The 23907-nt window shown below is 57.7% G+C and carries 20 protein-coding genes and 1 tRNA gene; 6 read left to right on the top strand and 15 right to left on the bottom strand.

Going from position 1 to position 23907, the window contains the following annotated elements:
- Positions 1-134 precede the first annotated feature (134 nt).
- From tpiA to ACTQ3R_RS14720, 3 genes are all read right to left on the bottom strand, one after another.
- Positions 135-908: a triose-phosphate isomerase gene (gene tpiA / locus ACTQ3R_RS14730; protein ID WP_441779985.1), complete on the bottom strand. Its 774-nt coding sequence runs from the start codon at positions 906-908 to the stop codon at positions 135-137.
- A 75-nt stretch (positions 909-983) separates the two neighbouring features.
- Positions 984-2180 (bottom strand): phosphoglycerate kinase, encoded by a 1197-nt coding sequence (locus ACTQ3R_RS14725; protein ID WP_441779986.1) that lies wholly within the window; start codon positions 2178-2180, stop codon positions 984-986.
- Positions 2181-2228: 48 nt separating this feature from the next.
- Complete coding sequence (locus ACTQ3R_RS14720; protein WP_441779987.1) at positions 2229-2717, bottom strand: tRNA (cytidine(34)-2'-O)-methyltransferase; 489 nt, start codon at positions 2715-2717, stop codon at positions 2229-2231.
- Between the two features lie 388 nt (positions 2718-3105).
- Between ACTQ3R_RS14720 and ACTQ3R_RS14715 the strand changes: the two genes are divergently transcribed.
- Positions 3106-4359 (top strand): competence/damage-inducible protein A, encoded by a 1254-nt coding sequence (locus ACTQ3R_RS14715; RefSeq protein WP_441779988.1) that lies wholly within the window; start codon positions 3106-3108, stop codon positions 4357-4359.
- An 83-nt stretch (positions 4360-4442) separates the two neighbouring features.
- Here ACTQ3R_RS14715 and ACTQ3R_RS14710 read toward each other — a convergent pair whose 3' ends face one another.
- From ACTQ3R_RS14710 to ACTQ3R_RS14675, 8 genes are all read right to left on the bottom strand, one after another.
- Complete coding sequence (locus tag ACTQ3R_RS14710) at positions 4443-5915, bottom strand: anti-sigma-I factor RsgI family protein (RefSeq protein ID WP_441779989.1); 1473 nt, start codon at positions 5913-5915, stop codon at positions 4443-4445.
- Complete coding sequence (locus ACTQ3R_RS14705) at positions 5912-6493, bottom strand: RNA polymerase sigma factor (protein ID WP_441779990.1); 582 nt, start codon at positions 6491-6493, stop codon at positions 5912-5914. Before ACTQ3R_RS14705 ends, ACTQ3R_RS14710 begins: the two co-directional genes overlap by 4 nt.
- 132 nt (positions 6494-6625) lie before the next feature.
- Complete coding sequence (locus ACTQ3R_RS14700) at positions 6626-7186, bottom strand: biotin transporter BioY (RefSeq protein WP_441779991.1); 561 nt, start codon at positions 7184-7186, stop codon at positions 6626-6628.
- Between the two features lie 147 nt (positions 7187-7333).
- Entirely contained in the window at positions 7334-8047 is a 714-nt protein-coding gene (locus tag ACTQ3R_RS14695; protein WP_441779992.1) for a hypothetical protein, read from the bottom strand.
- A 5-nt stretch (positions 8048-8052) separates the two neighbouring features.
- Complete coding sequence (locus tag ACTQ3R_RS14690; protein WP_441779993.1) at positions 8053-8742, bottom strand: hypothetical protein; 690 nt, start codon at positions 8740-8742, stop codon at positions 8053-8055.
- Positions 8743-8756: 14 nt separating this feature from the next.
- The gene (locus ACTQ3R_RS14685; protein WP_441779994.1) at positions 8757-9644 is read right to left on the bottom strand and encodes an ABC transporter ATP-binding protein; all 888 of its coding nucleotides are present in this window, start codon (positions 9642-9644) and stop codon (positions 8757-8759) included.
- Positions 9641-10021, bottom strand: coding sequence for a GntR family transcriptional regulator (locus tag ACTQ3R_RS14680; protein WP_441779995.1), 381 nt, complete (start codon positions 10019-10021; stop codon positions 9641-9643). Before ACTQ3R_RS14680 ends, ACTQ3R_RS14685 begins: the two co-directional genes overlap by 4 nt.
- Positions 10022-10165: 144 nt before the next feature.
- Positions 10166-11608 (bottom strand): 4Fe-4S dicluster domain-containing protein, encoded by a 1443-nt coding sequence (locus tag ACTQ3R_RS14675; protein WP_441779996.1) that lies wholly within the window; start codon positions 11606-11608, stop codon positions 10166-10168.
- Between the two features lie 261 nt (positions 11609-11869).
- Between ACTQ3R_RS14675 and ACTQ3R_RS14670 the strand changes: the two genes are divergently transcribed.
- The gene (locus ACTQ3R_RS14670) at positions 11870-12952 is read left to right on the top strand and encodes a hypothetical protein (RefSeq protein ID WP_441779997.1); all 1083 of its coding nucleotides are present in this window, start codon (positions 11870-11872) and stop codon (positions 12950-12952) included.
- A 307-nt stretch (positions 12953-13259) separates the two neighbouring features.
- Here the strand turns inward: ACTQ3R_RS14670 and ACTQ3R_RS14665 are convergent.
- Positions 13260-13333: transfer RNA gene (locus tag ACTQ3R_RS14665), tRNA-Gln, on the bottom strand.
- Positions 13334-13860: 527 nt separating this feature from the next.
- Between ACTQ3R_RS14665 and glmS the strand changes: the two genes are divergently transcribed.
- Entirely contained in the window at positions 13861-15696 is a 1836-nt protein-coding gene (glmS, locus tag ACTQ3R_RS14660) for a glutamine--fructose-6-phosphate transaminase (isomerizing) (protein ID WP_441779998.1), read from the top strand.
- Between the two features lie 73 nt (positions 15697-15769).
- Here glmS and ACTQ3R_RS14655 read toward each other — a convergent pair whose 3' ends face one another.
- The 3 genes from ACTQ3R_RS14655 to ACTQ3R_RS14645 form a co-directional block, all read right to left on the bottom strand.
- On the bottom strand, positions 15770-16225 hold the full coding sequence (locus ACTQ3R_RS14655) for a hypothetical protein (protein WP_441779999.1): 456 nt from the start codon (positions 16223-16225) through the stop codon (positions 15770-15772).
- Between the two features lie 178 nt (positions 16226-16403).
- Positions 16404-16784: a DUF4363 family protein gene (locus ACTQ3R_RS14650; protein ID WP_441780000.1), complete on the bottom strand. Its 381-nt coding sequence runs from the start codon at positions 16782-16784 to the stop codon at positions 16404-16406.
- 12 nt (positions 16785-16796) lie between these two features.
- Complete coding sequence (locus tag ACTQ3R_RS14645; RefSeq protein WP_441780001.1) at positions 16797-17474, bottom strand: DUF421 domain-containing protein; 678 nt, start codon at positions 17472-17474, stop codon at positions 16797-16799.
- 221 nt (positions 17475-17695) lie between these two features.
- On the opposite strand from ACTQ3R_RS14645, the gene ACTQ3R_RS14640 reads away from it, so the two are divergent.
- The 3 genes from ACTQ3R_RS14640 to guaA all read left to right on the top strand — a co-directional run bounded on the left by ACTQ3R_RS14640 (position 17696) and on the right by guaA (position 23808).
- Positions 17696-18778 carry a carbamoyl phosphate synthase small subunit gene (locus ACTQ3R_RS14640; RefSeq protein WP_441780002.1) on the top strand — a complete coding sequence of 361 codons (1083 nt, stop codon included), beginning with the start codon at positions 17696-17698 and terminating at the stop codon, positions 18776-18778.
- Positions 18778-21987, top strand: a complete 3210-nt coding sequence (gene carB / locus ACTQ3R_RS14635) for a carbamoyl-phosphate synthase large subunit (RefSeq protein WP_441780003.1) — start codon at positions 18778-18780, stop codon at positions 21985-21987. Before ACTQ3R_RS14640 ends, carB begins: the two co-directional genes overlap by 1 nt.
- 279 nt (positions 21988-22266) lie before the next feature.
- Positions 22267-23808: a glutamine-hydrolyzing GMP synthase gene (guaA, locus tag ACTQ3R_RS14630; RefSeq protein WP_441780004.1), complete on the top strand. Its 1542-nt coding sequence runs from the start codon at positions 22267-22269 to the stop codon at positions 23806-23808.
- Positions 23809-23907: the final 99 nt, after the last annotated feature.

The raw sequence follows: 23907 nt of genomic DNA, 5'->3' as shown, positions 1-23907 counted from the left end.
CTGCGGGCTGGGCGCATGGCCGGGTCGACAGCTCCTGCGACTCCGGGCAGACCCGGTTCAGCCCCTGGCTGCCCCTGGGCCCTGCCCATCCGCTCCGGAGTCTGTCTCCCCTATGCGCCTGCCCTCCGCGCTTCTTACTCCTGGTTGGCCGCGTTGATGATCTGCACGAAGTCCTCGGGCTTCAGGCTGGCGCCGCCGATGAGGCCGCCGTCCACGTCGGGCTGGGCCAGAAGCTCAGCGGCATTCTTGGCATTCATGGAACCGCCGTACTGGATGGTGACAGAGCGGGCCACGTGGGCACCGTACTGCTTGCGGATGACGGTGCGGATGGCCTGGCAGACCTCGCCGGCCTGCTCGGCAGTGGCGGTCTTGCCGGTGCCGATGGCCCACAGGGGCTCATAGGCAATGACGATGTGGCGCACCTTCTCGGGAGCCACGCCAGCCAGAGCACACTTGACCTGGTAAGCAATGAGCTCCATAGTCACGCCCAGCTCCCGCTGCTCCAGGCTCTCGCCTACGCAGACGATGGGGATGAGACCGGCCTCGATGGCGGCGTGCACCTTCTTGTTCACGGTAAAGTCGGTCTCATTGTAATACTGACGGCGCTCAGAATGGCCGATAATCACATACTTGGCCCCGGCATCCTTAATCATAGCGGCAGTGATCTCGCCGGTGTAGGCGCCCTTCTCCTCATAGTGGCAGGTCTCAGCGCCAATGGCGATATGGCAGTCCTTAAACAGACGCACAGCAGCCTGAATGTTGGTGGCGGGAACACACAGCACCACGTTGCACCACTTGCCGCGGGGCATGATGGGCTTGATCTCCTCGGCAAAGGCCTTGGTCTGGGTCAGGGTGTTGTTCATCTTCCAGTTGCCGGCGATGATAGTCTTGCGATAACGACGATTCATGATGAATATCTTCCTTTCCTTTATCTATAACGCACGAGATGACCCGCGCGGAAAAAACGATTTGAGATGCGCTTCTTAAGCGTCCAGCAGGCAGGCCACGCCGGGCAGCTCCTTACCCTCCATAAACTCCAGGCTGGCACCGCCGCCAGTGGAGATGTGGGTCATCTTATCGGCATAGCCCAGCTGCTGCACCGCAGCCGCGCTGTCACCGCCGCCGATGATGGTGATGGCGTTGGTCTTGCTGAGAGCCTCAGCCACAGCCTCGGTACCCTTGGCAAAGGCAGGGAACTCAAACACGCCCATGGGGCCGTTCCAGATGACGGTGCCGGCGTCGGCCACGGCCTCGCAGTACATCTTCACCGTCTCGGGCCCGATGTCCAGGCCCTCCCAACCATCGGGGATCTCACCGGCCTTGACCACCTGAATGTTGGCGTCGGGAGCAAACTTGTCACCGCAGACAGTATCTACGGGCAGCAGCAGCTTCACACCCTTGTCCTTGGCCTTCTGGACCATCTCCTTGGAGTAGTCCATCCAGTCCTCCTCCAGCAGGGAGTTGCCGACCTTACCGCCCTGCGCGGCAGAGAAGGTGTAGGCCATGCCGCCGCCGATGATGATGGTATCGGCAATCTCCAGCAGGTTGTTGATCACGCCGATCTTGGAGGACACCTTGGAGCCGCCCAGGATCGCAACCAGAGGACGCTTGGGATTGGCCAGAGCGCCGCCGATAAAGTCCAGCTCCTTCTGAATGAGGAAACCGCTGACGGCAGGCAGATAGTCGGCCACACCGGCAGTAGAGGCATGGGCACGGTGAACTGCGCCAAAGGCATCAGAGACATAGACCTCAGCCATATCGGCCATCGCCTTGGCCAGGGCGGGATCATTCTTGGTCTCACCAGGCTCAAAGCGGGTATTTTCCAGCAGCATGATCTGGCCGGGCTGCAGCGCCTGGGCCTTCGCCTGGGCATCCGGACCAACAACATCCTCCGCCATAATCACCTCCTGGCCCAGCAGCTCACTCAGGCGCTTGGCCACAGGCTTCAAAGACAGCTCGGGCTTTACCTCACCCTTGGGCTTGCCCATGTGGGAGCAGGCGATGACCGCAGCCCCCTGCTCCAGCAGGTACTGGATGGTGGGCAGAGCGGCACGGATACGCTTATCATCGGTAATGACGCCGCTTCCATCCTTTGCCATGGGTACATTGAAGTCACAGCGCAGCAGGACTTTCTTGCCCTTTACGTCAATGTCCTTCACTGTCTTCTTGTTATAGTTCATTTCGTTGGCTCCTTTCCTCATTAAAAAAAGCGTTCAGAAATCGGGAACTCACTGGTCCTGTGCCATTTCTCCCACGCCAGACAACTGGGGAAATCCCTGCTGCCGCAGCGCCTCATAGGTCAAAATTGCCACTGAGTTTGCCAGGTTCAAACTTCTGGCATCCGGGCGCATGGGGATCCGGATGCACCGTTCATAGTACCTCCGGCGCAGGTCCTCCGGCAGCCCGGCCGTCTCCTTGCCAAACATCAGCCAGCAGTCTGGGGCAAACCGCGCCTGGGAATAGTCCCTGGGCGCTTTTGTGGTAGCCAGCCACAGATCTGGTTGGGGATTGACGGCAAAGAAGTGATCCAGGTTTTCATAAACCTGCAGGTCCACCATGGGCCAGTAGTCCAGCCCAGCCCGCCGTACCGCCTTTTCGCTGATGTCAAAGCCCAGAGGCTTGACCAGGTGCAGACGGCTGCGGGTGGCAGCGCAGGTCCGGGCGATGTTGCCGCAATTTTGCGGAATCTCCGGCTCAACCAACACAATATTCAGCACACAGTACCCTCCTTGCGTTCGCGGGTATCATTGTATTCCAAAACCGCGGGAATTTCAACTGTAATTTGGTCGAAAAATCGCAAAAACTTCAAAATTCACTTTAAAATATATGGAAAGCATTATTTTTTGGTGTTCTTGATATCTATATGCCTCCGATCGGCCTTTTTTCCAGCATTGTGCCGAAATTCCCTTCCTTTTTTTCGGCTTCCTCGACAGATTCCGTTCCATATCCCCATCATTTTTTCGCCTGCTCTGTCCATTTTATACAAATAATTGTCTTTTTTCTGCCTTACTTCTTGCTTTGCCCCCACCCTGTGCTATAATGGGCACAGCAACGAACGCCTCATCCAACTGAAACGGCGTTCACCGATAACAGGAGGTCCTTTCCATGTCACACAGCGTTGAAATTTTGTCCGTCGGTACAGAGCTTCTGCTGGGCAATATCGCCAATCTGGACGCCCAGATCCTCTCCCAGGGGCTTAGTGAGCTGGGACTCAATGTCTTTTGGCACACCGTGGTGGGAGACAATCCCCAGCGCGCACGGGAAGCGGTGGCCATTGCCAAAAAGCGGGCGGACATTATCATCACCACAGGAGGACTCGGCCCCACCTGTGACGACCTGACCAAAAATGTGCTGGCCGAAGCGTTCGGAAAAAAACTGGTCTTTGACGAGGATTCCGCCCAGCGCATCAAAAGCTATTTCACCCGTACCAACCGCCCCATGACGGAAAACAACCTCCAGCAGGCCATGCTTCCGGAGGGCTGCACGGTCCTGGTCAACGACTGGGGCACCGCCCCCGGCTGTGCCTTTGAGGCGGAGGGCTGCCATGTGATTATGCTGCCCGGCCCCCCCAGCGAGTGCCGTCCCATGTTCCTCTACCGGGCAAAGCCCTACCTGTTAAGGCTTTCCGAGGGAGTGATTGCCTCCCACACCATCAAGCTTTTCGGCATTGGCGAGTCCACCATGGAGGCTCAGCTGAGAGAACAGATGAACCATATGCAAAATCCCACGCTGGCGCCCTACGCCAAGGAAGGGGAATGTGAGCTGAGAGTCACCGCAAAAGCCCCCGACGATGCCGCGGCCCAGGCCCTTCTTCAGCCCACGGTGGAGCAGATCAAGGCCCTCTTCTCGGACAAGGTCTACGGCGTGGACGTGCCCTCCCTGGAGTATGTGGTGCTGGAAGGGCTGAAAGCCAGAGGCCTCACCTTGGGTACTGCCGAGAGCTGTACCGGCGGACTGATGGCCAAACGGCTGACCGATATTCCCGGTGCCTCTCAGGTTTTCAAAGGTGGCATCGTCTCCTACACCAACGAGGTGAAGGCCCATGCTCTTGGGGTTCCTCAGCATCTGCTGGACCAGTTCGGCGCCGTTTCCCCAGAGGTGGCTTTGGCCATGGCCCAGGGGGCCCGAACGGTTCTGGGCTGCGATATAGCCCTGTCCTCCACCGGGGTGGCCGGGCCGGACAAAGACGAGTGGGACAACGAGGTGGGCACCATGTTTGTGGCCATCGCTACCCCGGAGGGCGCCCATGTGCGCCCCCTCCACCTTGGCAACCGCCCTGTTCGGGAACGGCTGCGCATTCAGACTGCCAGCCACGCCTTTGACCTGGCCCGGCGGTATCTGTCCGGCATTGAATATTGATTTTATTCCATCATAACAAAGCCCCGAGGCGGGAAGCATACACTTCCCGCCTCGGGGCTTTTCACGCTGCTGCAAACGGGAGATCAATCATCTCTGTCCCGTTCATACTGCAAAACGTCACCGGTCACGCCGTCTATGGTATATTGATATTCCATTCCGCCGGCTTTGAACTCCACCTCATAGTGCAGCCGGCCGCCTTCATAGTCCTGCTCCACTTCCAGCTCGTAGGCCTGGCTTTCGCTTACCCCGGCATGGGCGAAGGCGGCGTCCTTTGCCCCTTGGGAACCGATGTCTGTGCCGGAAGTTCCAGCGCCGGCGGAGGCAAAAAGCTCTTGCTCCGACTTTATGACCGCGCCCGTGGAACCGTCCACGGTATACTCATATTCACCCTGGTCTGTCCGGAACTCCATTTCATACTCCAGCCGTCCGTCGTCATAGTCCCGCTCCACGGACAGATCATAGACCTGGCTCTCGCTCACCCCTGCATGGGCAAAGGCAGCAGACTTGGCCGCAGCCTGACCAATATCAGAAGTCGTGGCATTTCCGCCGCTCCCAGTACTGGAACTCCCCGTACCGACGTTCCCAGCGCTGCCGCTTCCCGTGTTCTCCGTGGGCAGGCCGGACGGCCCGCTGAGCACCTGTCCTGAAAAGGCATCCACCTGATACTCAAATTCGCCATAGCTGGGATGGTAGAGCTCCACCTCATAGCGGGGCGGGTACTCGTCCAACTCAGGGTCCACCTCCGTAATGGTGCCGCCGGCTGCCAGATCGCCGGCATACTGCTCCACCGCCTGGCGGGCGGCCTCCACCCCCACAGGCATGGCGGGCGCGCCGATCTCCACCAGATCCTTCAGCTCCTCCACCGTGAGAGCGGCCAGAGACGTAAAGCTCAAGCTTCCGTTGAGAGCAATGGCCTGATTGACCAGGTTGGCTTTCCCGGTGGAAATATTGTTTTCCCGTGCCTGCTGGTCCAGGTCGGCACTTGCCGCCACTGTCTGACTGAGGATCGCCGCACCGGCAGACTGGGACTGCAGAAGCGCATCCACTGTCCCGGTCAGCTCCTGCTGAATCCGGACCGCCCGATTCTGATCCGAGTCCTCCACGGAAATCAGAATGGCTGAGGACAAGCTGTCCAGATATCCTGCCCGCACCAGAGCACCCACAATGGCGTTGACCGCCACGTCCAGCTTCGTGCCCTTCAGGTCAGCCCCTTCCCCCATGTCCGCCAGGACTGTCCTGGCTTCTTCGTTCAGAGGGATACAGGAAAGAATCTTTTCACTTCGATTTACGGACAATTCGATGCTGGGATTTACGTCCAGGGACACCACTGAGGCCACCGCGTTGGCCTGGTAATAATAGGCTCCGCCGCCCCCAACCAGTACCAGGGCAAGGCAAGCAGCCGCCAGGGACTTCCAGATCTTCCTGGAGGTTCCTTTCTTCATGGGGATCACAGTTCCTTTCCGCGCCGCACAGCGGGAGAGCACCCCATCCAGATCATCCGGGGCCGTGGCGGAGAGGACCTTTTCCAGGCGCTGTTCCAGCTCTTTGTCTGTCATTGGATGCCATCTCCTTCCAGCTGTAATTTCAATTTCTTCAGCGCACGGTGATATTTGGACAGGACCGTGGCCAAAGGCAGCTCCAGCAAAGCGGCAATCTCCCGGTGCTTAAGTCCCGTGACGGCATGGAGTACCACCACCCGCCGCTCCTGCTCCTCCAGAGCGGCCAGAGCCTTCTGCACCAGCAGCCGGTCCTCTGTGGAGATGTTGGGGGCCTGGGCGGGAATTGCGTTCCACTGCTCCTCCTCCAGTTCTCCCTTCCGCTGCCCTTCCCGCAGCTTCATCAGGGCAAGGTTTCGGGCAATGGTCAGCATCCACCCCATGGGTGACCCCTGGGGCCGGTACTGGGGCGCGCTATCCCAAATCCGCACAAAGGTGTCTTGGGTCACGTCCTGGGCGTCCTGAGCATTTTTTACATAGGACAAAGCCAGACCGTAAACCGCTGTGCGGGTACGGTGATAAAGCTGTGCCAGGGCCTCCTGCTCCCCAGCGGCCACCTCGATAAGCAACCGCTCCAGAGCCTCCCGGTCCCTGGTCCCTTCCTGTTCCATTGTCTGTGCCAACATCAGCATCAGCATGGGCCATTTCTCCTGTCATTACAAGAATGCGCTGGAATGCACTTTTATTGCGCAAAAAGAAAATTTTCTTTCCTTAGGATAAATCTTTTTTCTCAAAAAAACAAGAGCTGCGTAAAGCAGCTCTTGTTTTTTTCATGATTCCACAGTGGAAATGCCTGCCCGGATGAGACGTTCCCGAATCACCGGCCCCAGGATCATAGCCACAGCCATTTTGACCAGATCTCCGGGAATAAAGGGAAACACGCACACAGACAGGGCTGCCGCCAGGCTTTTCCCAGCCTGGACGCAGAACCAGGCCGTGCCCAAAGCATAGAGGATCGCGGTAGCAAAGGCCATTCCCACAAACTGAAGCACCCGATTCTTTGGAAAGCGCTCCACCGCCAAACCGGAGAGGAACGCCATAGGAATAAATCCTACGATATATCCCCCAGTGGGACCGGCCACCACACCTAAGCCGCCGGTAAACCCGTTAAAAACAGGTACTCCTATCGCTCCCAGCAACACATACACCAGTACCGCAGCTCCGGCCCGCTTTCCGCCCAGCACATACCCCGCCAGGTACATCACTAAGGTCCCCAGTGTAATGGGGATTGGGCCGATGGGCAGAGCAAAGGGAGCAACCGCGGAAATGACTGCCGCCATCACCGCCGTCATCACCAGGGGATAGCTGGAACGTTTGGTTTTTGTCTCCATAGGAATCGTCCTTTCTGCTGCACAATCGTAAACTTTAATTTAGTCTCAGTATACATTCTCCTTCTTTTGTTGTCAACTATCATCTTCTATGGTTTACATTCTTAACAGCATATTAGGGAGCAGCCAAGCCGCTCCCTAATGTTTCCGTTATGCTTTGACGACCGCGTGGAACAAAGACCAAAGGGACCATGCCAGACACCCAATGCCCAGCACCACACCTGCCCCGATGGTATATTGATTCCAATCCCCGATGGCAAAGACCTCTCTTCCCAGCATCTCCGGAACAAAACAGCCCGCCATCCACACGCCCCAGAGCGCCCAGGCTCCTTTGGTTCCAAAACGCTGGATAAGCGCCCCACCGACGAGGCCGCCGCCCAGACCGATGAGCAAAATGACCGGGTACAAACGCCAGTCCGGTTGGAAGGAATTCAGTACCAGACAGTCCTCCAGTACTCCCCAATCTCCTGGGTAATCCACCACCCAATGGCCCCTGCCCGCCAGGGAAGCCCATATAGGCGGACCGAGATACCGCTCCATCAGCGCCAGCAGAGCAGCTGCCCCCAGGGCACATACTCCTTCAAAGGTCATCACTCCCATCGTCAGGGCCAGCGCCCGCCGCCGGGTCTGTCCAAAGCACAGTGCCTGTTCAAAGGTGACCGTCACATGAACCACGCCGGAGAGAAGCGCCAAGATCCCCGCAATAACGGGCAGCGTGATGCCGGAAATGAGAATCCCATCCATAGGCTTTGCCACAACCATGACGGCGCCAATGATGATTTGGGTCAGAAGGAATACGCCTCCCTCGATCCCCAGATAGAGCAGCAAGTCGTCCAGATTGAGTCTAATCACTTTTTTCAGCATAGGTATCACCTCACCACATAGCCCTTGACTGTCCGCCAGATGACCGCCTCACCCACCAGGAAAATCAAAAGTGCCGCACCCCCAAGAAGATAGGGAAGATTGCCCCACAGTCCACCGTACTCCCCGTTTACCAGGAACTCCCACAGGCCGATGTCCGCCACGATAAACAGCAGTGCACACAGGGCGATCATCAGCAGTACGGCGGCCACGCTGAGAACGGTTCCCCAGACCTCCGACCGGGCCATTACAAGGCCGCTGAGTCCCCCCAGCACCAAAACCAGCACACAGAGGAAGGGATACATCCCCACGGGCAGATCTTCTCCCAGAACCCAGCCCCACCGGCTCAGCTCCGTCCAGCCGCCCTGTTGGGGCAGGACGGACATCAGCGCCTGGAGCAGCCAGCACGCCCCAGCGTACAGCAGCATGGTCCCCTGCATCCCCCAAAAGAAGTCCCGGCGTCTGGCCCCAAAGGACAGGGCCAGATTCAGATTGTTGGTGCACAAGGCAAAGCCGTAGAAATAGAGGATAAACAGCTCCATTATGGGAAAGGCACTGTAGTAGCTGCGAAACAGGTTGTGGGTGCCCTGGGGCACACCGGTAATATAACAGCCTGCCACAACAATTACGGCAAACGCCAAAACTGCCGCCAGGTTTGGCCAGACAAACTGGCTGAGAAAGCGCGTGGATTTTACCATGTTCCTCCCCTCCCTTACTGGGCATCTCCGTGGCTGCACAGGGCCACAAACACATTTTGGAGATTCATAGGAGCAATATCCACATCGGCCTTGCGGGCATCCTCCAGCTTGACTCCGCTGCCCCGAACCGCTACCGTCTTGTGTCGGCCCATCTGGTGAACGGAGAGAATCTCCAGTCCGGCACACACCCGGTCTACCTCATCCTCCCGGCCGGAGATATAGCGGAACTGATCCACCAGCTCCTCCGTGGGACAATTTTCCAGAATCCGCCCCTCATCCAGGATGATGACCTGTTCAAAAACCGATGCCGCCTCCTCAATGATATGGGTGGAGACGAGGAAGGTGCGGTTTGTCTGGGCAAAGTCCTCCAGCAGCAGCTGGTAGAACCGCTCCCGCATCACCACATCCAGCCCGGCTGCCGGCTCATCCAGAATGGTGATGGGAGAACGGCTGGCCAGGGCAATGGTGATGGTCACCATGGACAGTTGCCCCTTGGAAAGCTGATAAATTTTCTTTTGCGGCTCCAGTTTAAACTCCTCTAACAGCCGCTGGGCATAGTCCTTGTCCCAGTTTGGGTAATAGATAGCGGCGGATTTAAGGTAGTGCTTGATTTTCAGGTTGTTGCGTCCATAAAACATGGTAGATTGCATCTCTCGGGAAAAACAGATGTCGTTGAGCGCCTGCTGGTTTTCCCAAACATCCTGTCCGTTATAGGTAACCTGGCCGCCATCTTTGGTATTTTGGGCGGTAAGGATGCCCAACAGGGTCGTCTTACCCGCTCCGTTTCGGCCAATGAGACCGTAAATCTTCCCTGGCTCGATGGTCAGATCCAGGTTGTGAAGTACTTGCTTGTTTTTATAGGACTTGCACAGGCCCTGGGCCTTCAAAATTCCCGTACTCATAATGGTTCTCCTTCCTCAATGGCCCGGTGTACCATGGCCAGCAGCTCCTCCCCGCTGAGATTCAGCGAGGCCCCCTCTTTCACCAGGGGCTTTACGTAACCGTCATAAAAAGCGGCCTTTCGTTTCTGTTTCACAGCTTCACCCGCGCCCTGGGACACAAACATTCCAATGCCCCGCTTTTTATACAAAATTCCATCTGCCACCAGCAGATTGATCCCCTTGGCCGCGGTAGCCGGATTGATGTTATAGCCCCGAGCCAGTTCGTTGGTGGAGGGCACCTGCTCCTCCTCCTGATAGACACCCCGGAGGATGTCATCTTCCAGCATCTTCGCAATTTGCAGATAGATCAGCGACTGGTCATTCAGCGTTCCATGCACGTGATCACCTCCACAGCGTTCTATGTTCTCTAGTTATATGGTTCATTACTTGTGTAATTAACCATATCACATAGAAGACCGCCTGTCAAGCATTGGCGGCAAAAAAATTGGGCCGCCCTTGTCAGGCGGCCCAAAAAGCAGATTTTATTTTACCTGGGCAGAGGCTTTGGCCTCTTCCGCAGCCTTCACCGCGTCCAGTACGCCACGGCCCTCGGCCTCCTTGGCATGCTTTTCCACATCCATCTTGTTCCGGGGGCTGCGTACCAGGCAGCCGGCTCCCTGGACACAGCCGCCTTCGCAGGCCATGCCCTCGATGAAGTTACCGTCCAGCCGTCCAGCCTTCAGCTTCAGCAGAGCCATCTCACACTCGGCAATACCGCTGCAGGGAACTGCTTTCAGATCAAACTGCGTCCCACGCTCCTTCAAGGTTTCCGCCACAGCCTGGGCCACACCGCCGCTGCGGGCGAAGTTGCGGCCGTAGGGGCTGGCCTCGTCCAGAGGTTCCTCCTCCAGCTGGGTGAGATCAATGTCCTTGGAATCGAACAGAGCCAGCAGCTCCTCATAGGTCAGGGCGCAGTCGATGGAGTTCATGGTGCGGCCCAGCTGGAACTCCTTCTTCTTGGCAATGCATGGCCCAATGAAGACGACCTTGGCGTCGGGCTCCTTTTCCTTCAGATACAGGCCGATCATTACCATGGGAGAAGGGGTATGAGAGACATATTTCTCCATCTCCGGGTGCTTCTTCTTTACAAAGCCCACAAAGCCCGGACAGCAGGAGGAGGTAAGGACCCCACGCTCCACCAGTTCCTCAGACTCCCGGTCGGCCACCATATCGGCGCCCAGGGCCACCTCGGCCACGCCGGTGAAGCCCAGCTTTTTCAGTCCGGCCACCACCTGTCCGTAAGTGGCAGGGGCAAACTGGCCGGCAATGGAGGGAGCAATGACCGCATAGGTCTTGTAACCCCAGTGATCGCTGCCTTTGAGCATCTGGATGGCGTCAGTGATCCAGGACTTGTCCTGAATGGCACCGAAGGGGCACTGATTCACACAGCTTCCGCAGGAAATGCACTTATTGATATCAATGGAGGCCTTCTTGTCGGGCCCCATGGAGATGGCATTCACCGGACAGCCCTTCTCACAGGGGCGCTGGGTCTTGACGATGGCGCTGTACTGGCAGGCATTGAGACACTTGCCGCAGGTAATGCATTTGTCGTGGTCAATATGGGCCCGGTGATTGACAATGGAAATGGCATCCTTCGGGCAGGCGTGGACGCAGCGGGTGGCCAGACAGCCCCGGCAGGAAGCACTGACCGTAATCTCCGTCACCGGACACTCGTCGCAGGCGATGGGCAGAACCTCTACCACACTGGGGTTGGTCTTGTCGCCGCCCATAGCCATTTTCACACGGCTGTTGATGATGGCCCGCTCCTTGTAAATGCAGCAGCGCAGGCTGGCCGTGGGTCCAGGAATGATCCGCTCGGGCACGTCCAGAATACCGGTCTGCAGCCGGTCTTCCCAGGTCAGGCGGGCGACTTCAGTCAGCACTTGGGTCTTGAGCTCCTGAATTTTCGTCTCGAATGTACGCATAGCGTTTCCTCTCCTCCGTCCGTTCTCTGTCCGCCCCCATGCAAACTCCCTATTTTGCAAGTTCCAGACAGAATCCCTTCATTTTGCAGGTTTTCATTCATTTTCAGCCCATTCTACCCCACTACCTATGTAGTGTCAAGTTACATTTTACACGATTCCTCCCTATTTGAAAAGCCAATTTTACACCTTGTCCACAGTTTCACAAAGCAATTCCCTTTGGCATAGGCTAGGGCACAGATTCGTTGATACGGAGGGTCGTTTATGGCTGCTTTACCACATATTGAATATTTCCTGGGGGCCAACTCCCCCACCGGTTTTTACTCCCTGTACTCCCACCTGCTTCCACCGGACGAGGCCCGTGCTATCTACATTCTGAAGGGTGGGCCGGGGTGCGGCAAATCTACCCTCATGCGCAGGGTAGCCGCCCGCATGGAGCAGGAAGGGCTGCAAACCGAATACATTCTCTGCTCGGGCGATCCGGCCTCCTTGGACGCCGTGGTCTTTCCCCAATTGAAGGCCGCCCTGGTAGACGGCACTTCTCCCCATGTGGTGGAACCCAAATACCCCGGCGCGGTGGAGCGGTATGTGAACGTGGGGGACTGCTACGATAAGGGGGCTCTTTGGGAACTGCGGGGCGAGATCATGGAGGCCATGTCTGGCTATAAGGGCTGCTACCAGCGGGCCTACCGGTGCCTGGGCGCATCCGCGGAGCTCTTCGAGGACCAGCGCAGCGCCCTGCTCACCCAGGCTCTCTCTGACAAGCTGGCCAAACGGGCCCGCGGCATTCTCCTGCGGGAAATTCCCAAACGAAAGTCCGCCGCTCCCGGCCAGGTGAAGCAGCGCTTTCTGGGGGCTGTCACCCACAAGGGCTCCCTGTGTCTGTTCGACACAGCCCTCGCCCAGTGCAGCCGCATCTATGAACTGACAGACAGCTCCGGCCTTGCCCACGAGATGCTCATTCACCTGTTGGCGGGAGCCGTCAGCAACGGATATGATGTGGTAGCCTGTCCCGACCCCATGGCCCCGGAGCGGTTGGCTCACCTGCTGATCCCTCAGCTGAGCCTGGCCTTCCTCACCTCTACCCCATCCCTCCCCGTCCCCGGAAAGCCCTATCGCCGCATCCGCTTGGATGCCGCGGCGGACCGGGAGGTTCTCCGGCGAAACCGCCCCAGGCTTCGCTTTGCGAAAAAAGTCTCCTCCGCCCTGTTGGATGAGGGGGTGGACTGCCTGGCCCAGGCCAAGGCCATGCACGACCATCTGGAAGCGATTTACAATCCTCACGTAGACTTTTCCCTAGTGGAAAAAATGGCCGACCAAATCGGGACAGAGCTTCTTTCCTTTTAATAATGTAGGAAACAAAAAAACCAGCGGACTTATTTTGTCCGCTGGTTAAAAAAATCGGAGCAAGCGTCATATCGCTTGCTCCGCTGCTGTCTTGTGGGCTAAGTCTGGATGCTGCATGGATTGAACGGATCGGAAAACGGCCCTTCTGGGCCGCGCCGCGTTTGCGGCGTAAATTCGGAGCAGAGCGGAGAATTGCGCAGGGGCGGCTTTGCCGACCCCGAGCATTTTAATGCCGAAGGGTGGAGCCGCCTTGCAGGCGGCGAAACCCAAAAAAGAAAGACACGACATACGTCGTGTCTTTCTTTTTTGGCAGCCGGAGAAGGATTCGAACCCTCACAAACAGAGTCAGAGTCTGTCGTGCTACCCTTACACAATCCGGCTATTTGTTGCTCCCTGTCGCAGGGACGAATGCTATTATAGCAAACAATTTCGAATTGTCAAGAGTATTTTTTAATTTTTTCTGCTCCTCTTTCTCTGTACCGGGGAAGTGGTTCTTCTCCCCCTCTAAAACCGGTCTCTGGAAGCAGATCTGCTTTCTCCCCGATTGGCCGCTTTTTTGTAAATTTTTTCTTACTGTCACATTTTCTCTTTACTCCAAAGAAATGAGGCTTTATAATACCACCCGAACGGGAAGTCTGTGGCGGAAGGTCCGCCCGCCCGTCCATCGCAGAAGGAAAGGAGGCCATGGGTCCACCCATCACAAAGCGCCAGTGCCCGCCCCTGTGGGCGGGACGACGAGGAGAGGGGAGTATCGAAGGTTTCGGCGGATGCCCCTCCGTGCCGGCCCAGGCACGCATACAGCTTACAAATATGCAGGCGACTGCAAAACAGAGGGGCTGTGGCTGGGTTACGAGGTCAAATGGCTGCGAGTTTGTCCTCCCGTACCGTTTCAGGAGGAAATTGAATATATGTGTGGAATTGTAGGTTATGTAGGACGCGAACAGGCCGCCCCCATTTTGCTGGAAGGGCTGTCCCGGTTGGAATACCGGGGCTATGACTCCGCCGGTGTGGCCGTGTACGACAGCTCCCGTGGCGCACTGTCCGTGCATAAGGCCAAGGGACGGCTGAACGTTCTCTCCGACCAGCTGCACGGGGGTGCCGATCTTCAGGGTACCGTGGGCATCGGCCATACCCGCTGGGCCACCCATGGAGCGCCCAGTGACATAAACTCCCACCCCCAGGTCAGCCGCAGCGGAAAGATTGCCGTGGTCCACAACGGCATCATCGAAAACTATGCAGAGCTGAAAGCCTTTCTCATGGCTCAGGGTATCCCCTTTACCTCAGAGACAGACACTGAGGTCATTGCCCAGCTTATCGAGTACTTCTATGAGGGAGACCTTTTGGCCGCTGTAGGACGGGTGCTTCACCGTATCCAGGGGGCCTACGCTCTGGGTATTTTGTGCGACGACTGCCCTGACGAGCTGATTGCCGTACGCAAGGACAGCCCCCTCATCCTGGGCTACGGGGATGGCTGCTCCTTCCTGGCCAGCGATGTGACCGCCATTCTCCGCCACACCCGGAAGGTAAGCTATATGGAGGATGGAGAGCTGGCCGTTCTCACCCAGTCCGGCATCCAGTGCTACAACCACCTGATGCAGCCCGTGGACAAGGAGGTCGTCCAGGTGGACTGGGAGATGGACGCGGCGGAAAAGGGCGGCTATGAACACTTCATGTTCAAGGAAATTATGGAACAGCCCCAGGCTCTGCGCCGTTGCATCTCTCCCCGGATTCGGGGCGGCGAAGTGGTCTTTGAGGATTTTCATCTGGATCCCCAGTACATCCGTGACCTCCAGAAGATCTACATTGTGGCCTGCGGCTCCAGCTACCACGTAGGCATGGTGGGCAAATATCAGTTGGAAAAGCTCACCCGTAAACCCGTGGAGGTAGCACTGGCCTCGGAATTCCGGTATATGGACCCCATCGTCAACGAGCACACCCTGGTGGTGGTGATCAGCCAGTCAGGCGAAACTCTGGACACCATGGCCGCCCTGCGGGAGGCCCGGCGGCTGGGGGGAAAAATCTTGTCCATTGTCAATGTGGTGGGCAGCTCTATTGCACGGGAATCCGATCAGGTTCTCTACACCTGGGCAGGGCCGGAGATTGCCGTGGCTACCACCAAGGCTTACTCCACCCAGCTGGCGGTCATTTGCCTGCTGGCCCTATACTTTGCTCGAGTGCTGGGCACCATTGAGGACAAGGAGTACCAGGCCTGTCTGGAAGATCTGCTGCGCCTGCCCGACCAGGTGGAGCAGGTCCTGGCTCAGAAGGATGATATCCAGTATTTTGCCTCCCAGTACTTCAACCACGACAGCGTCTTTTTCATTGGCCGGAACATCGACTACGCTATGGGTTTGGAGGGCTCTTTAAAGCTGAAAGAGATCTCCTACATCTACTCTGAGGCCTACGCCTCCGGGGAACTGAAGCACGGCACCATCAGCCTCATCGAACCCGGCACTCTGGTGGTGGCTCTGGGGACCTGCAAACGGCTATTCTCCAAAGCGATGAGCAATGTGGTCGAGGTCAAATCCCGCGGGGCAGACGTGCTGGCCCTGACCACGGAACGCTGCCGGGCCGAGATGGAAGGCACTGCCAACGCCGTCATGACCATTCCCGAGGCACGGGAGCTTGTGCTCCCCTGTCTGAGCGTGGTCCCCCTCCAGCTATTTGCCTATTATGTGGCCCTCATGCGGGGCTGTGACATCGACAAGCCCCGAAACCTGGCCAAGAGTGTCACTGTGGAATGATCTTTAACATAAAAATGTCCCCTCCACCTGGCGGAGGGGACATTTTTATGTGGTTTCAGTCCGAGCAGTTTTTTCAGGGATTTTTCTCACCCTTGAGCCATTCATCCTCTTCATACTCGTGCTTCAGCCAATTCTCATAATTGGACTTGAGGGAGTCCCACACGGACATCCAGTCGATCTTGCTCAGATCTTCCTCTCCCGTAAAAAGTTCATTGTAGAACGCGAAGGTGGGGTCCTCCGCGCCGCCCACGTATTCCTCATAGAAGGCGTCCATATAAGCGCCAAACCGGGGGTCGTCCATCTCCTGGGGACCCAGCATCATGGCATGGAGCTGCTCTTTGGTCCAGGGTTCGTCATTCTTCAGATCCCGAGGCATGACCTGTGCCCATTTGGTCAGGCGGCCTAAATCGTGCAGAAAACGCTCCCGCCCCTCTTCGCTGTTGAGCATGGGCAGCACGCTGCGCAGCAGGGTGTAGAACGCATCGTCCATTGCTTCCTTAATCTTCGGGCTGATTTTGCTTTGATCCATCGTCAATGCCTCCAATTCTCATAATTTTCCCCGTCGGTGTGGGGCGGAGAGTCCCACCGGAAAACTCTCTGTATGGTGACATTATAGCCGGGAGGACGAAGACCGTCAACCTTTATTTGTAAGATTTTTGAAATTTAAGCTTTTAAATCCTTCATATTCCGGCAGATTGACAAAAATTTCACAATACATTGACCACAGAGGGCTGTTCCATCTCTGCCAGCAGCTCCAGCTGCGTAATCAGATCTGCGTTGGCGGCGTTATACTGATCGGGCTCCTGCAGGCGCAGATACTCCATCACTGTACGAAACCCTCTTAGAATCTGGTCCGTATCCGAGTGGCGCATGGTGGCATGGAGATAAAAATGCCGGCTCTCCCATTGGTCATACACCTCCTGGGTCAGGAGGAGGGCCTGCTCCCACTCGTCCTGCTGCGTCAGCTGCTGGGCAAGGCGAAGCCGCTCCTCCATTCCTCCGGTCAGCTCTTTGGCATACCAGGCATTGCCTAGGCTCCCCCCCAGCAGCAGAAGAAGAAGTCCCACCGAAATCCAAAGCCGTCTCATTTCCGCCCCTCCTCACTCCAGCTCCCGCCGGGCCAGATAGACACTTCCCTGTTCATCCACCATCATAAGGAAAATTTCCTCCGTTCCCTTACACCCTCTCTGAACCAGCTGCCGCTCCAGCCACGGCCTGTCATGGCCCAGCGCCTTTAGATTGTGCTCCAAAAGCCGCCCGTCACTGATGACCACTCTGGGGAGGCCATTCTCCTGGACCGCTACCTTCATATCCCGCGCCGTCGGGGGCTTCTGATTGACATAGGGAAGGACCGAAAGCTTTCCGTTTGTCTCCAAAATAGCATACTTCACTACCGACAAATCGGTATACCCCTGGCAGCGCAGCTCCTCCAGCAGCTCATCCACAGTCAGGCGGTTGCGTGCCATTTCCCGCTGGTCCAGCGCTCCATTGCGTACCACTATGCTGGGGCGTCCGCATAGCACAGCCCGAAATCCCACATACTTCATGGTGAGCACCGACAAAATCATAGTCACACACAAAAGGGCAAGGATCGGTACAATTCCGGTCAGCAAAGGAATCCCATAATCCTGCATGGGCACAGAGGCCAGGTCGGCAATAATAAGGGAAAGCACCAGCTCGGAGGGTTCCAGCTCTCCCACCTGCCGCTTTCCCATCAAACGGACTCCGGCAATGATCAGCACATATAAGATGATCGTGCGTAAAAGGCCTGTAAACACCGCATTCACCTCGTAAGCAGCTTGGGACAGTTCTTCCTTGCCCCTTCGGATGCAGTTTTCCCCCTTCCTTTTCAATTATCCTGCGAATTGCCCAAAACTCTCCTAAAAAATTAGGCGGAAAAAGGAAAAAAACCATCTTGCCAAGGAGGCATTTTTTCGATAAAATAACTTGATTATATCTAACAAGCATTAGAACTGGAACGGAAGGCGAGTGAGTATTGATGAAAGCGACATTGATCCTGGCAAACGGCAGCATCTTCTCCGGAATCAGCATCGGCAGCACCGAGACCCGTGTGTGCGAGATGGTCTTCAACACCTCCATGACCGGCTATCAGGAGATTTTGACCGACCCCTCCTATGCTGGGCAGGGCGTTGTCATGTCCTATCCTCTGATCGGCAACTATGGCGTCAACAGTGAGGACAATGAGTCCCGCCGCCCCTGGGTGGAGGCCTTTGTGGTCCGTCATCTGTCCCCCCGCGGCAGCAATTTCCGCTGTGAGGGCGATCTGGGCTCCTATCTGAAAGAGCATAACATCACCGGCATCCAGGGTGTGGACACCCGTGCGCTGACGAAAATACTCCGCAGTCAGGGGAGCATGAATGGCATGGTCACCTGTGCGGAGCATTTTAATGTTGCCGAGGTGCTGGAACAGCTGCGCTCCTATCAGGTAAAGGACACCGTGGCTAAGGTCACCCGCACCGAGCCCGAGGTATTCCCCGCTTATGGAGAGCAGAAGTATCACGTGGCCATGATGGACTTCGGCGTCAAGCAGCACATGATCGAGTGCCTGCGCCGCCGGGGCTGCCAGGTCACTGCCCTGCCCGCTTCCACCCCCGCCGAGGCTGTCCTTGCCGGCGGGTATGACGGAGTGATGCTCTCCAACGGCCCTGGCGACCCCGCTGAGAACACCCAGATCATCCAGGAGCTTAAGAAGCTCTATAACAGCGACATCCCCATGTTCGGTGTCTGTCTGGGCCACCAGCTGCTGGCTCTGGCCACCGGCGCCAAGACCGGCCGTCTGGCCTACGGCCACCGGGGCGGCAACCACCCCGTCCGCGACCTGGAAAAGGGCCGGGTATTTATCACCAGCCAGAACCACGGCTATATGGTCCTGTCCGAGTCCGTGGACCCCGCGGTAGCCGAAGTGAGCCACATCAACGTCAACGACGGCACCTGCGAGGGTCTGCGCTACAAGCGCCCCAACTGCTTTACCACCCAGTTCCATCCCGAGGCCAACGCCGGCCCCAAGGATACGGAATATCTGTTCAACCGTTTCATTGAGTCCATGGGAGGTGCCAAGTAATGCCGAAGTATACTGATGTGAAGAAGGTCCTGGTGCTGGGCTCCGGCCCCATCGTCATCGGCCAGGCTGCCGAGTTCGACTACGCCGGTACTCAGGCTTGCCGCGCTCTGAAGGAAGAGGGTATGGAGGTTGTTCTGATCAACTCCAACCCCGCCACCATCATGACCGACAAGGATATTGCCGACCATGTGTATATCGAGCCCCTGAACATTCCCTCCGTCGTCCAGATCATTGAAAAGGAGCGCCCCGATGCCCTGCTGCCCAACATGGGCGGTCAGACTGGCCTGAACCTGGCCATGGCCCTCTATGAGGACGGCACTCTGGCCAAGTACGGCGTGAAGCTGCTGGGCACCTCTCCCGAGTCCATCCACAAGGCGGAGGACCGCCAGGGCTTCAAGGACTGTATGGAGTCCATCGGCCAGCCCTGCGTGGTGTCCAAGGTGGTCAACACTGTTCAGGACGCGGTAGACTTTACCAATGAGATCGGCTACCCCGTCATTGTCCGTCCCGCCTACACTCTGGGCGGTTCCGGCGGCGGCATCGCTTACGACGAGGCCTCCCTGCGTGAGATTTCCGACCGCGGCATCGCCCTGAGCCGTGTCAGCGAGGTGCTGATCGAGCGGTGCATCTCCGGCTGGAAGGAGATCGAGTTTGAGGTCATGCGTGACTCCGCGGGCAACGTGATCACCATCTGCTCCATGGAGAACATTGACCCTGTGGGCGTCCACACCGGCGACTCCATCGTGGTGGCTCCCACCCAGACCCTGGCCAACAAGGAGTTCCAGATGCTCCGCTCCGCCGCGCTGGACATCATCTCCGCCCTGGAGATCGAAGGCGGCTGTAACGTGCAGTTCGCTCTGAATCCCGACAGCTTTGAGTACGCGGTCATCGAGGTCAACCCCCGTGTGTCCCGTTCCTCCGCCCTGGCCTCCAAGGCCACTGGCTACCCCATCGCCAAAGTGGCCGCCAAGGTGGCTCTGGGCTACACCCTGGACGAGATCCCCAACGCCGTCACCGGCAAGACCAAGGCTTGCTTTGAGCCCACCATTGACTACTGCGTGCTGAAGATCCCCCGTCTGCCCTTCGACAAGTTCACCACCGCCAGCCGTACCCTGGGCACCCAGATGAAGGCCACCGGCGAGGTTATGGCCATCGCCAACTCCTTCGAAGGCGCTTTGATGAAGGCCATCCGCTCCCTGGAGCTCAACGTCCGGGCTCTGAAGCTGGACAAGCTGGAGGGCCTCTACACCGACGAGATCGAAGACCTGCTGTTCCAGGTCACCGACGAGCGGCTGTTTGTGGTGGCCGAGGCCCTGCGCCGCGGCTTCTCCCCCCAGAAGATCAACAACATCACCAAGATGGACATCTGGTTCCTGGACGGCTTCAAGCGGATTATCGACATGGAGGAGGAGCTCAAGGCCTGCAAGGGTGAGCCCGACATCGACACCCTGAAGCGCGCCAAGGAGATGTGCTTTGCCGACAGCTATATCGGCACCCTGTGCGGCATGAAACAGGCTGAGGTCAAGGCCCTCCGGGAGCACTACGGCATTGTCCCCTCCTTCAAGATGGTGGACACCTGCGCCGCCGAGTTTGACGCCGAGACCCCCTACTACTACTCCACCTACGACGGAGAAAACGAGGCCATCGACAACAGCTCCGACAAAAAGAAGGTGCTGGTGCTGGGCTCCGGCCCCATCCGCATCGGCCAGGGCATCGAGTTTGACTACTGCTCCGTCCACTCTGTCTGGGCCTTTAAGCGCCTGGGCTATGAGACCATTATCATCAACAACAACCCCGAGACTGTCTCCACCGACTTTGACGTGGCCGACAAGCTCTACTTCGAGCCCCTCACCGCCGAGGATGTGCAGAACATCGTGGAGCAGGAGAAGCCCTGGGGCGCCGTGGTCCAGTTCGGCGGACAGACCGCCATCAAGCTGGCCAAGGCTCTCACCGACATGGGCGTACAGATCCTGGGCACCCCCGCTGACGGCGTGGACGCCGCCGAGGACCGGGAGCGCTTTGACGACATTCTGGAAAAGTGCGGCATTCCCCGCGCCAAGGGCCGCACTGTATATACCACCGAAGAAGCACTGAAGGCGGCCAACGAGCTGGGCTACCCCGTGCTGGTGCGCCCCTCCTACGTGCTGGGCGGCCAGGGCATGGAGATCGCCTACTCCGACCGGAACATCGAGGAGTTCATGAAGATCATCAACATGACCGTTCAGGAGCACCCCATCCTGGTGGACAAGTACCTCATGGGCCGGGAGCTGGAAGTGGACGGCGTGTTCGACGGAGAGGACATCCTCATCCCCGGTATTATGGAGCACGTGGAGCGGGCCGGCGTTCACTCCGGTGACTCCATCGCCGTGTATCCTCCCCTCCACCTGGAGGAGAAGCACCGCCAGCTCATTCTCCAGCACACCAAGAACATGGCCAAGCACCTGGGTGTCATTGGCCTCATCAACGCCCAGTATATCCTCTATGATGATGACATCTATGTCATTGAGGTCAACCCCCGTTCCTCCCGCACCATCCCCTATATCTCCAAGGTCACCGGCGTGCCCATCATCGACCTGGCCACTAAGGTCATGCTGGGTCAGAAGCTGAAGGACCTGAACTACGGCACCGGTCTCTACCCCGAAGCCAACTACTATGCAGTCAAGGCCCCTGTCTTCTCCTTCGAGAAGCTGACCGATGTAGATACCGGCCTTGGCCCTGAGATGAAGTCCACCGGCGAGGTGTTGGGTCTGGCCGAGACCTATCCCCAGGCCCTGCTGAAGGCCTTTAAGGGCTCCGGCATGCGTGCTCCTAAGCGGGGCGGCCGGATCATCATCACCGTCAAGGACGAGGACAAGCAGGAGATCCTCTCCATCGCACGGGGCTTTGAGGAGATGGGTGTGGAGCTGTACGCTACCTCCGGCACCTGCCAGGTGCTCAATGACGCGGGTATCGAGTGCAAGCGGGTCAACCGCGTGTCCCAGTCCCACCCCAACATTCTGGACATGATCGCCTCCGGCACCGTGGACCTAATCATCAACACCCCCACCCGCGGCCGGAAGCACGACTCTGACGGCTTCCACATCCGCCGCTCCGCCGTGGAGCACGGAGTGGGCTGCGTCACCGCCGTGGATACCGCCCGTGCCCTGCTCACGGTCCGTCAGCAGAGCCGCAGTGAGGATCTTACCCCCATCGACATCACCAAGATCTGATTTTCCGCCTGGGGCGGCCAACAGGGCCGCCCCAGCCGTAATTTTTCCCCTAAAACGCAAAAATCCACACCCGAAGGTGTGGTTCCTTGTCCGGTCATTCTGTTATCGTTCGCTTACGGCAGCGCCTTCCTGCTCATAGAGCATATCTTCCAGATCCTGAAGCATTCCATCCGCCTCCTTTCTCGTTTTCTGATGAAATCATACCTGATTTCCAGGTCGAAAACAAGGGAATCGCGGTTAAATCTATGTTAAATCTAAACCCATAAGGGAGGAACCTTCATGTCCCACCAGACCGTCATTGTCCTTGACTTCGGCGGGCAGTACAACCAGCTCATTGCCCGCCGGGTCCGGGAGTGCAATGTGTACTGCGAAGTCAAGCCCTATACCACTCCCCTGGCCCAGCTGAAGGCCATGAACCCCATCGGAATCATTTTTACCGGCGGCCCCAACTCGGTCTATTTGGAGTCCTCGCCCCATGTGGACCCGGAAATTTTCACCTGGGGTGTCCCCATTTTTGGCATCTGCTATGGCTGCCAGCTCATCGCCCACACCTTGGGCGGCCAGGTCACCGAAGCCCAGGATGATTCCGCCCGTGAGTACGGCAAAACCCAGACCTACTACGACACTGGCTGCAAGCTCTTTCAGGGCCTTCCCGCCGAGGGGATCTCCTGGATGAGCCATGGGGACTATATGGCCAAGGTACCCGATGGCTTTGCCCTCACTGCCCACTCCGATGCCTGCCCCAATGTGGCCATCGCCGATGAGAAGCGGGGCTTCTACGGTGTGCAGTTCCACCCCGAGGTAAACCATACGGAGCACGGCATTGATATGATCCGCAACTTCCTCTATGCGGTGTGCGGTGCTGTGGGAGACTGGACCATGGAGGACTACAAGCACACCGCCATCGCCCAGGTGCGGGAAAAGGTGGGCAGCGGCAAGGTGCTGCTGGCCCTCAGCGGCGGCGTGGACTCCTCTGTGGTGGCCGCCCTGCTGGCCGAGGCGGTGGGCAAGCAGCTCACTTGTGTCTTTGTGGATCACGGCCTTATGCGTCTCAACGAGGGCGACGAGGTGGAAGCCGCTTTCTCCAAGTGGGACATCAACTTTGTCCGGGTCAATGCCGAGAGCCGGTTCCTGCTGAAGCTGGCTGGTGAAAGCGAGCCGGAGCATAAGCGTAAGATCATCGGTGAGGAGTTTATCCGGGTCTTTGAGGAAGAGGCCAAAAAGGTGGGCACTGTGGATTTCCTGGCTCAGGGCACCATCTATCCCGACGTTATCGAGTCCGGCGCGGGCAACGCCGCGGTCATCAAGAGCCACCACAATGTGGGCGGACTTCCTGACTATGTGGACTTTAAGGAGATCATCGAGCCTCTGCGCCTGCTGTTCAAGGACGAGGTCCGGCAGTTGGGCCGTGAGCTGGGCCTGCCTGAGTACCTGGTCTCCCGCCAGCCCTTCCCCGGCCCCGGCCTGGCCATTCGCATCATCGGCGACATCACCAAGGAGAAGGCAGACACCCTTCGTCTGGCCGACCACATTTTCCGGGAGGAGATTGCCAAGGCGGGCGAGGACAAGAACCTCAACCAGTATTTTGCCGTCCTCACCAACACCCGCTCCGTGGGTGTCATGGGCGACGGGCGCACTTACGATTACACCCTGGCCCTCCGGGCGGTAACCACCAGCGACTTTATGACCGCCGACTGGGCCCGCATCCCCTATGAGGTGCTGGATAAGATCTCCGTACGCATTGTCAACGAGGTCCCTCACATCAACCGTATCGTCTACGATATCACCAGTAAGCCCCCTGCCACCATCGAGTGGGAATGACGCTCGAAACGGCGAAAACCCGCATGAATACAGGCTTTTTTGCCCGTCCATACTGCTCTTGATACTGGATTGATACTATTTGTGTCCGCCCGGTATTCT

This window comes from Lawsonibacter sp. LCP25S3_E2 (assembly GCF_052117285.1).
Lineage (GTDB): Bacteria > Bacillota > Clostridia > Oscillospirales > Oscillospiraceae > Lawsonibacter.
Note: the sequence above shows the minus strand (reverse complement) of the source record. Positions and strands in the feature narration are given on the sequence as shown.

Coding starts and splice junctions, on each gene's coding strand:
- ACTQ3R_RS14655 (WP_441779999.1), bottom strand. CDS start 16,225: ATGGATCAAAGCAAAATCAGCCCGAAGATTAAGGAAGCAATGGACGAT.
- ACTQ3R_RS14675 (WP_441779996.1), bottom strand. CDS start 11,608: ATGCGTACATTCGAGACGAAAATTCAGGAGCTCAAGACCCAAGTGCTG.
- ACTQ3R_RS14715 (WP_441779988.1), top strand. CDS start 3,106: ATGTCACACAGCGTTGAAATTTTGTCCGTCGGTACAGAGCTTCTGCTG.
- ACTQ3R_RS14710 (WP_441779989.1), bottom strand. CDS start 5,915: ATGACAGACAAAGAGCTGGAACAGCGCCTGGAAAAGGTCCTCTCCGCC.
- ACTQ3R_RS14640 (WP_441780002.1), top strand. CDS start 17,696: ATGAAAGCGACATTGATCCTGGCAAACGGCAGCATCTTCTCCGGAATC.
- ACTQ3R_RS14695 (WP_441779992.1), bottom strand. CDS start 8,047: ATGCTGAAAAAAGTGATTAGACTCAATCTGGACGACTTGCTGCTCTAT.
- ACTQ3R_RS14670 (WP_441779997.1), top strand. CDS start 11,870: ATGGCTGCTTTACCACATATTGAATATTTCCTGGGGGCCAACTCCCCC.
- ACTQ3R_RS14650 (WP_441780000.1), bottom strand. CDS start 16,784: ATGAGACGGCTTTGGATTTCGGTGGGACTTCTTCTTCTGCTGCTGGGG.
- tpiA (WP_441779985.1), bottom strand. CDS start 908: ATGAATCGTCGTTATCGCAAGACTATCATCGCCGGCAACTGGAAGATG.
- ACTQ3R_RS14705 (WP_441779990.1), bottom strand. CDS start 6,493: ATGCTGATGCTGATGTTGGCACAGACAATGGAACAGGAAGGGACCAGG.
- ACTQ3R_RS14685 (WP_441779994.1), bottom strand. CDS start 9,644: ATGAGTACGGGAATTTTGAAGGCCCAGGGCCTGTGCAAGTCCTATAAA.
- ACTQ3R_RS14725 (WP_441779986.1), bottom strand. CDS start 2,180: ATGAACTATAACAAGAAGACAGTGAAGGACATTGACGTAAAGGGCAAG.
- glmS (WP_441779998.1), top strand. CDS start 13,861: ATGTGTGGAATTGTAGGTTATGTAGGACGCGAACAGGCCGCCCCCATT.
- ACTQ3R_RS14700 (WP_441779991.1), bottom strand. CDS start 7,186: ATGGAGACAAAAACCAAACGTTCCAGCTATCCCCTGGTGATGACGGCG.
- carB (WP_441780003.1), top strand. CDS start 18,778: ATGCCGAAGTATACTGATGTGAAGAAGGTCCTGGTGCTGGGCTCCGGC.
- ACTQ3R_RS14690 (WP_441779993.1), bottom strand. CDS start 8,742: ATGGTAAAATCCACGCGCTTTCTCAGCCAGTTTGTCTGGCCAAACCTG.
- guaA (WP_441780004.1), top strand. CDS start 22,267: ATGTCCCACCAGACCGTCATTGTCCTTGACTTCGGCGGGCAGTACAAC.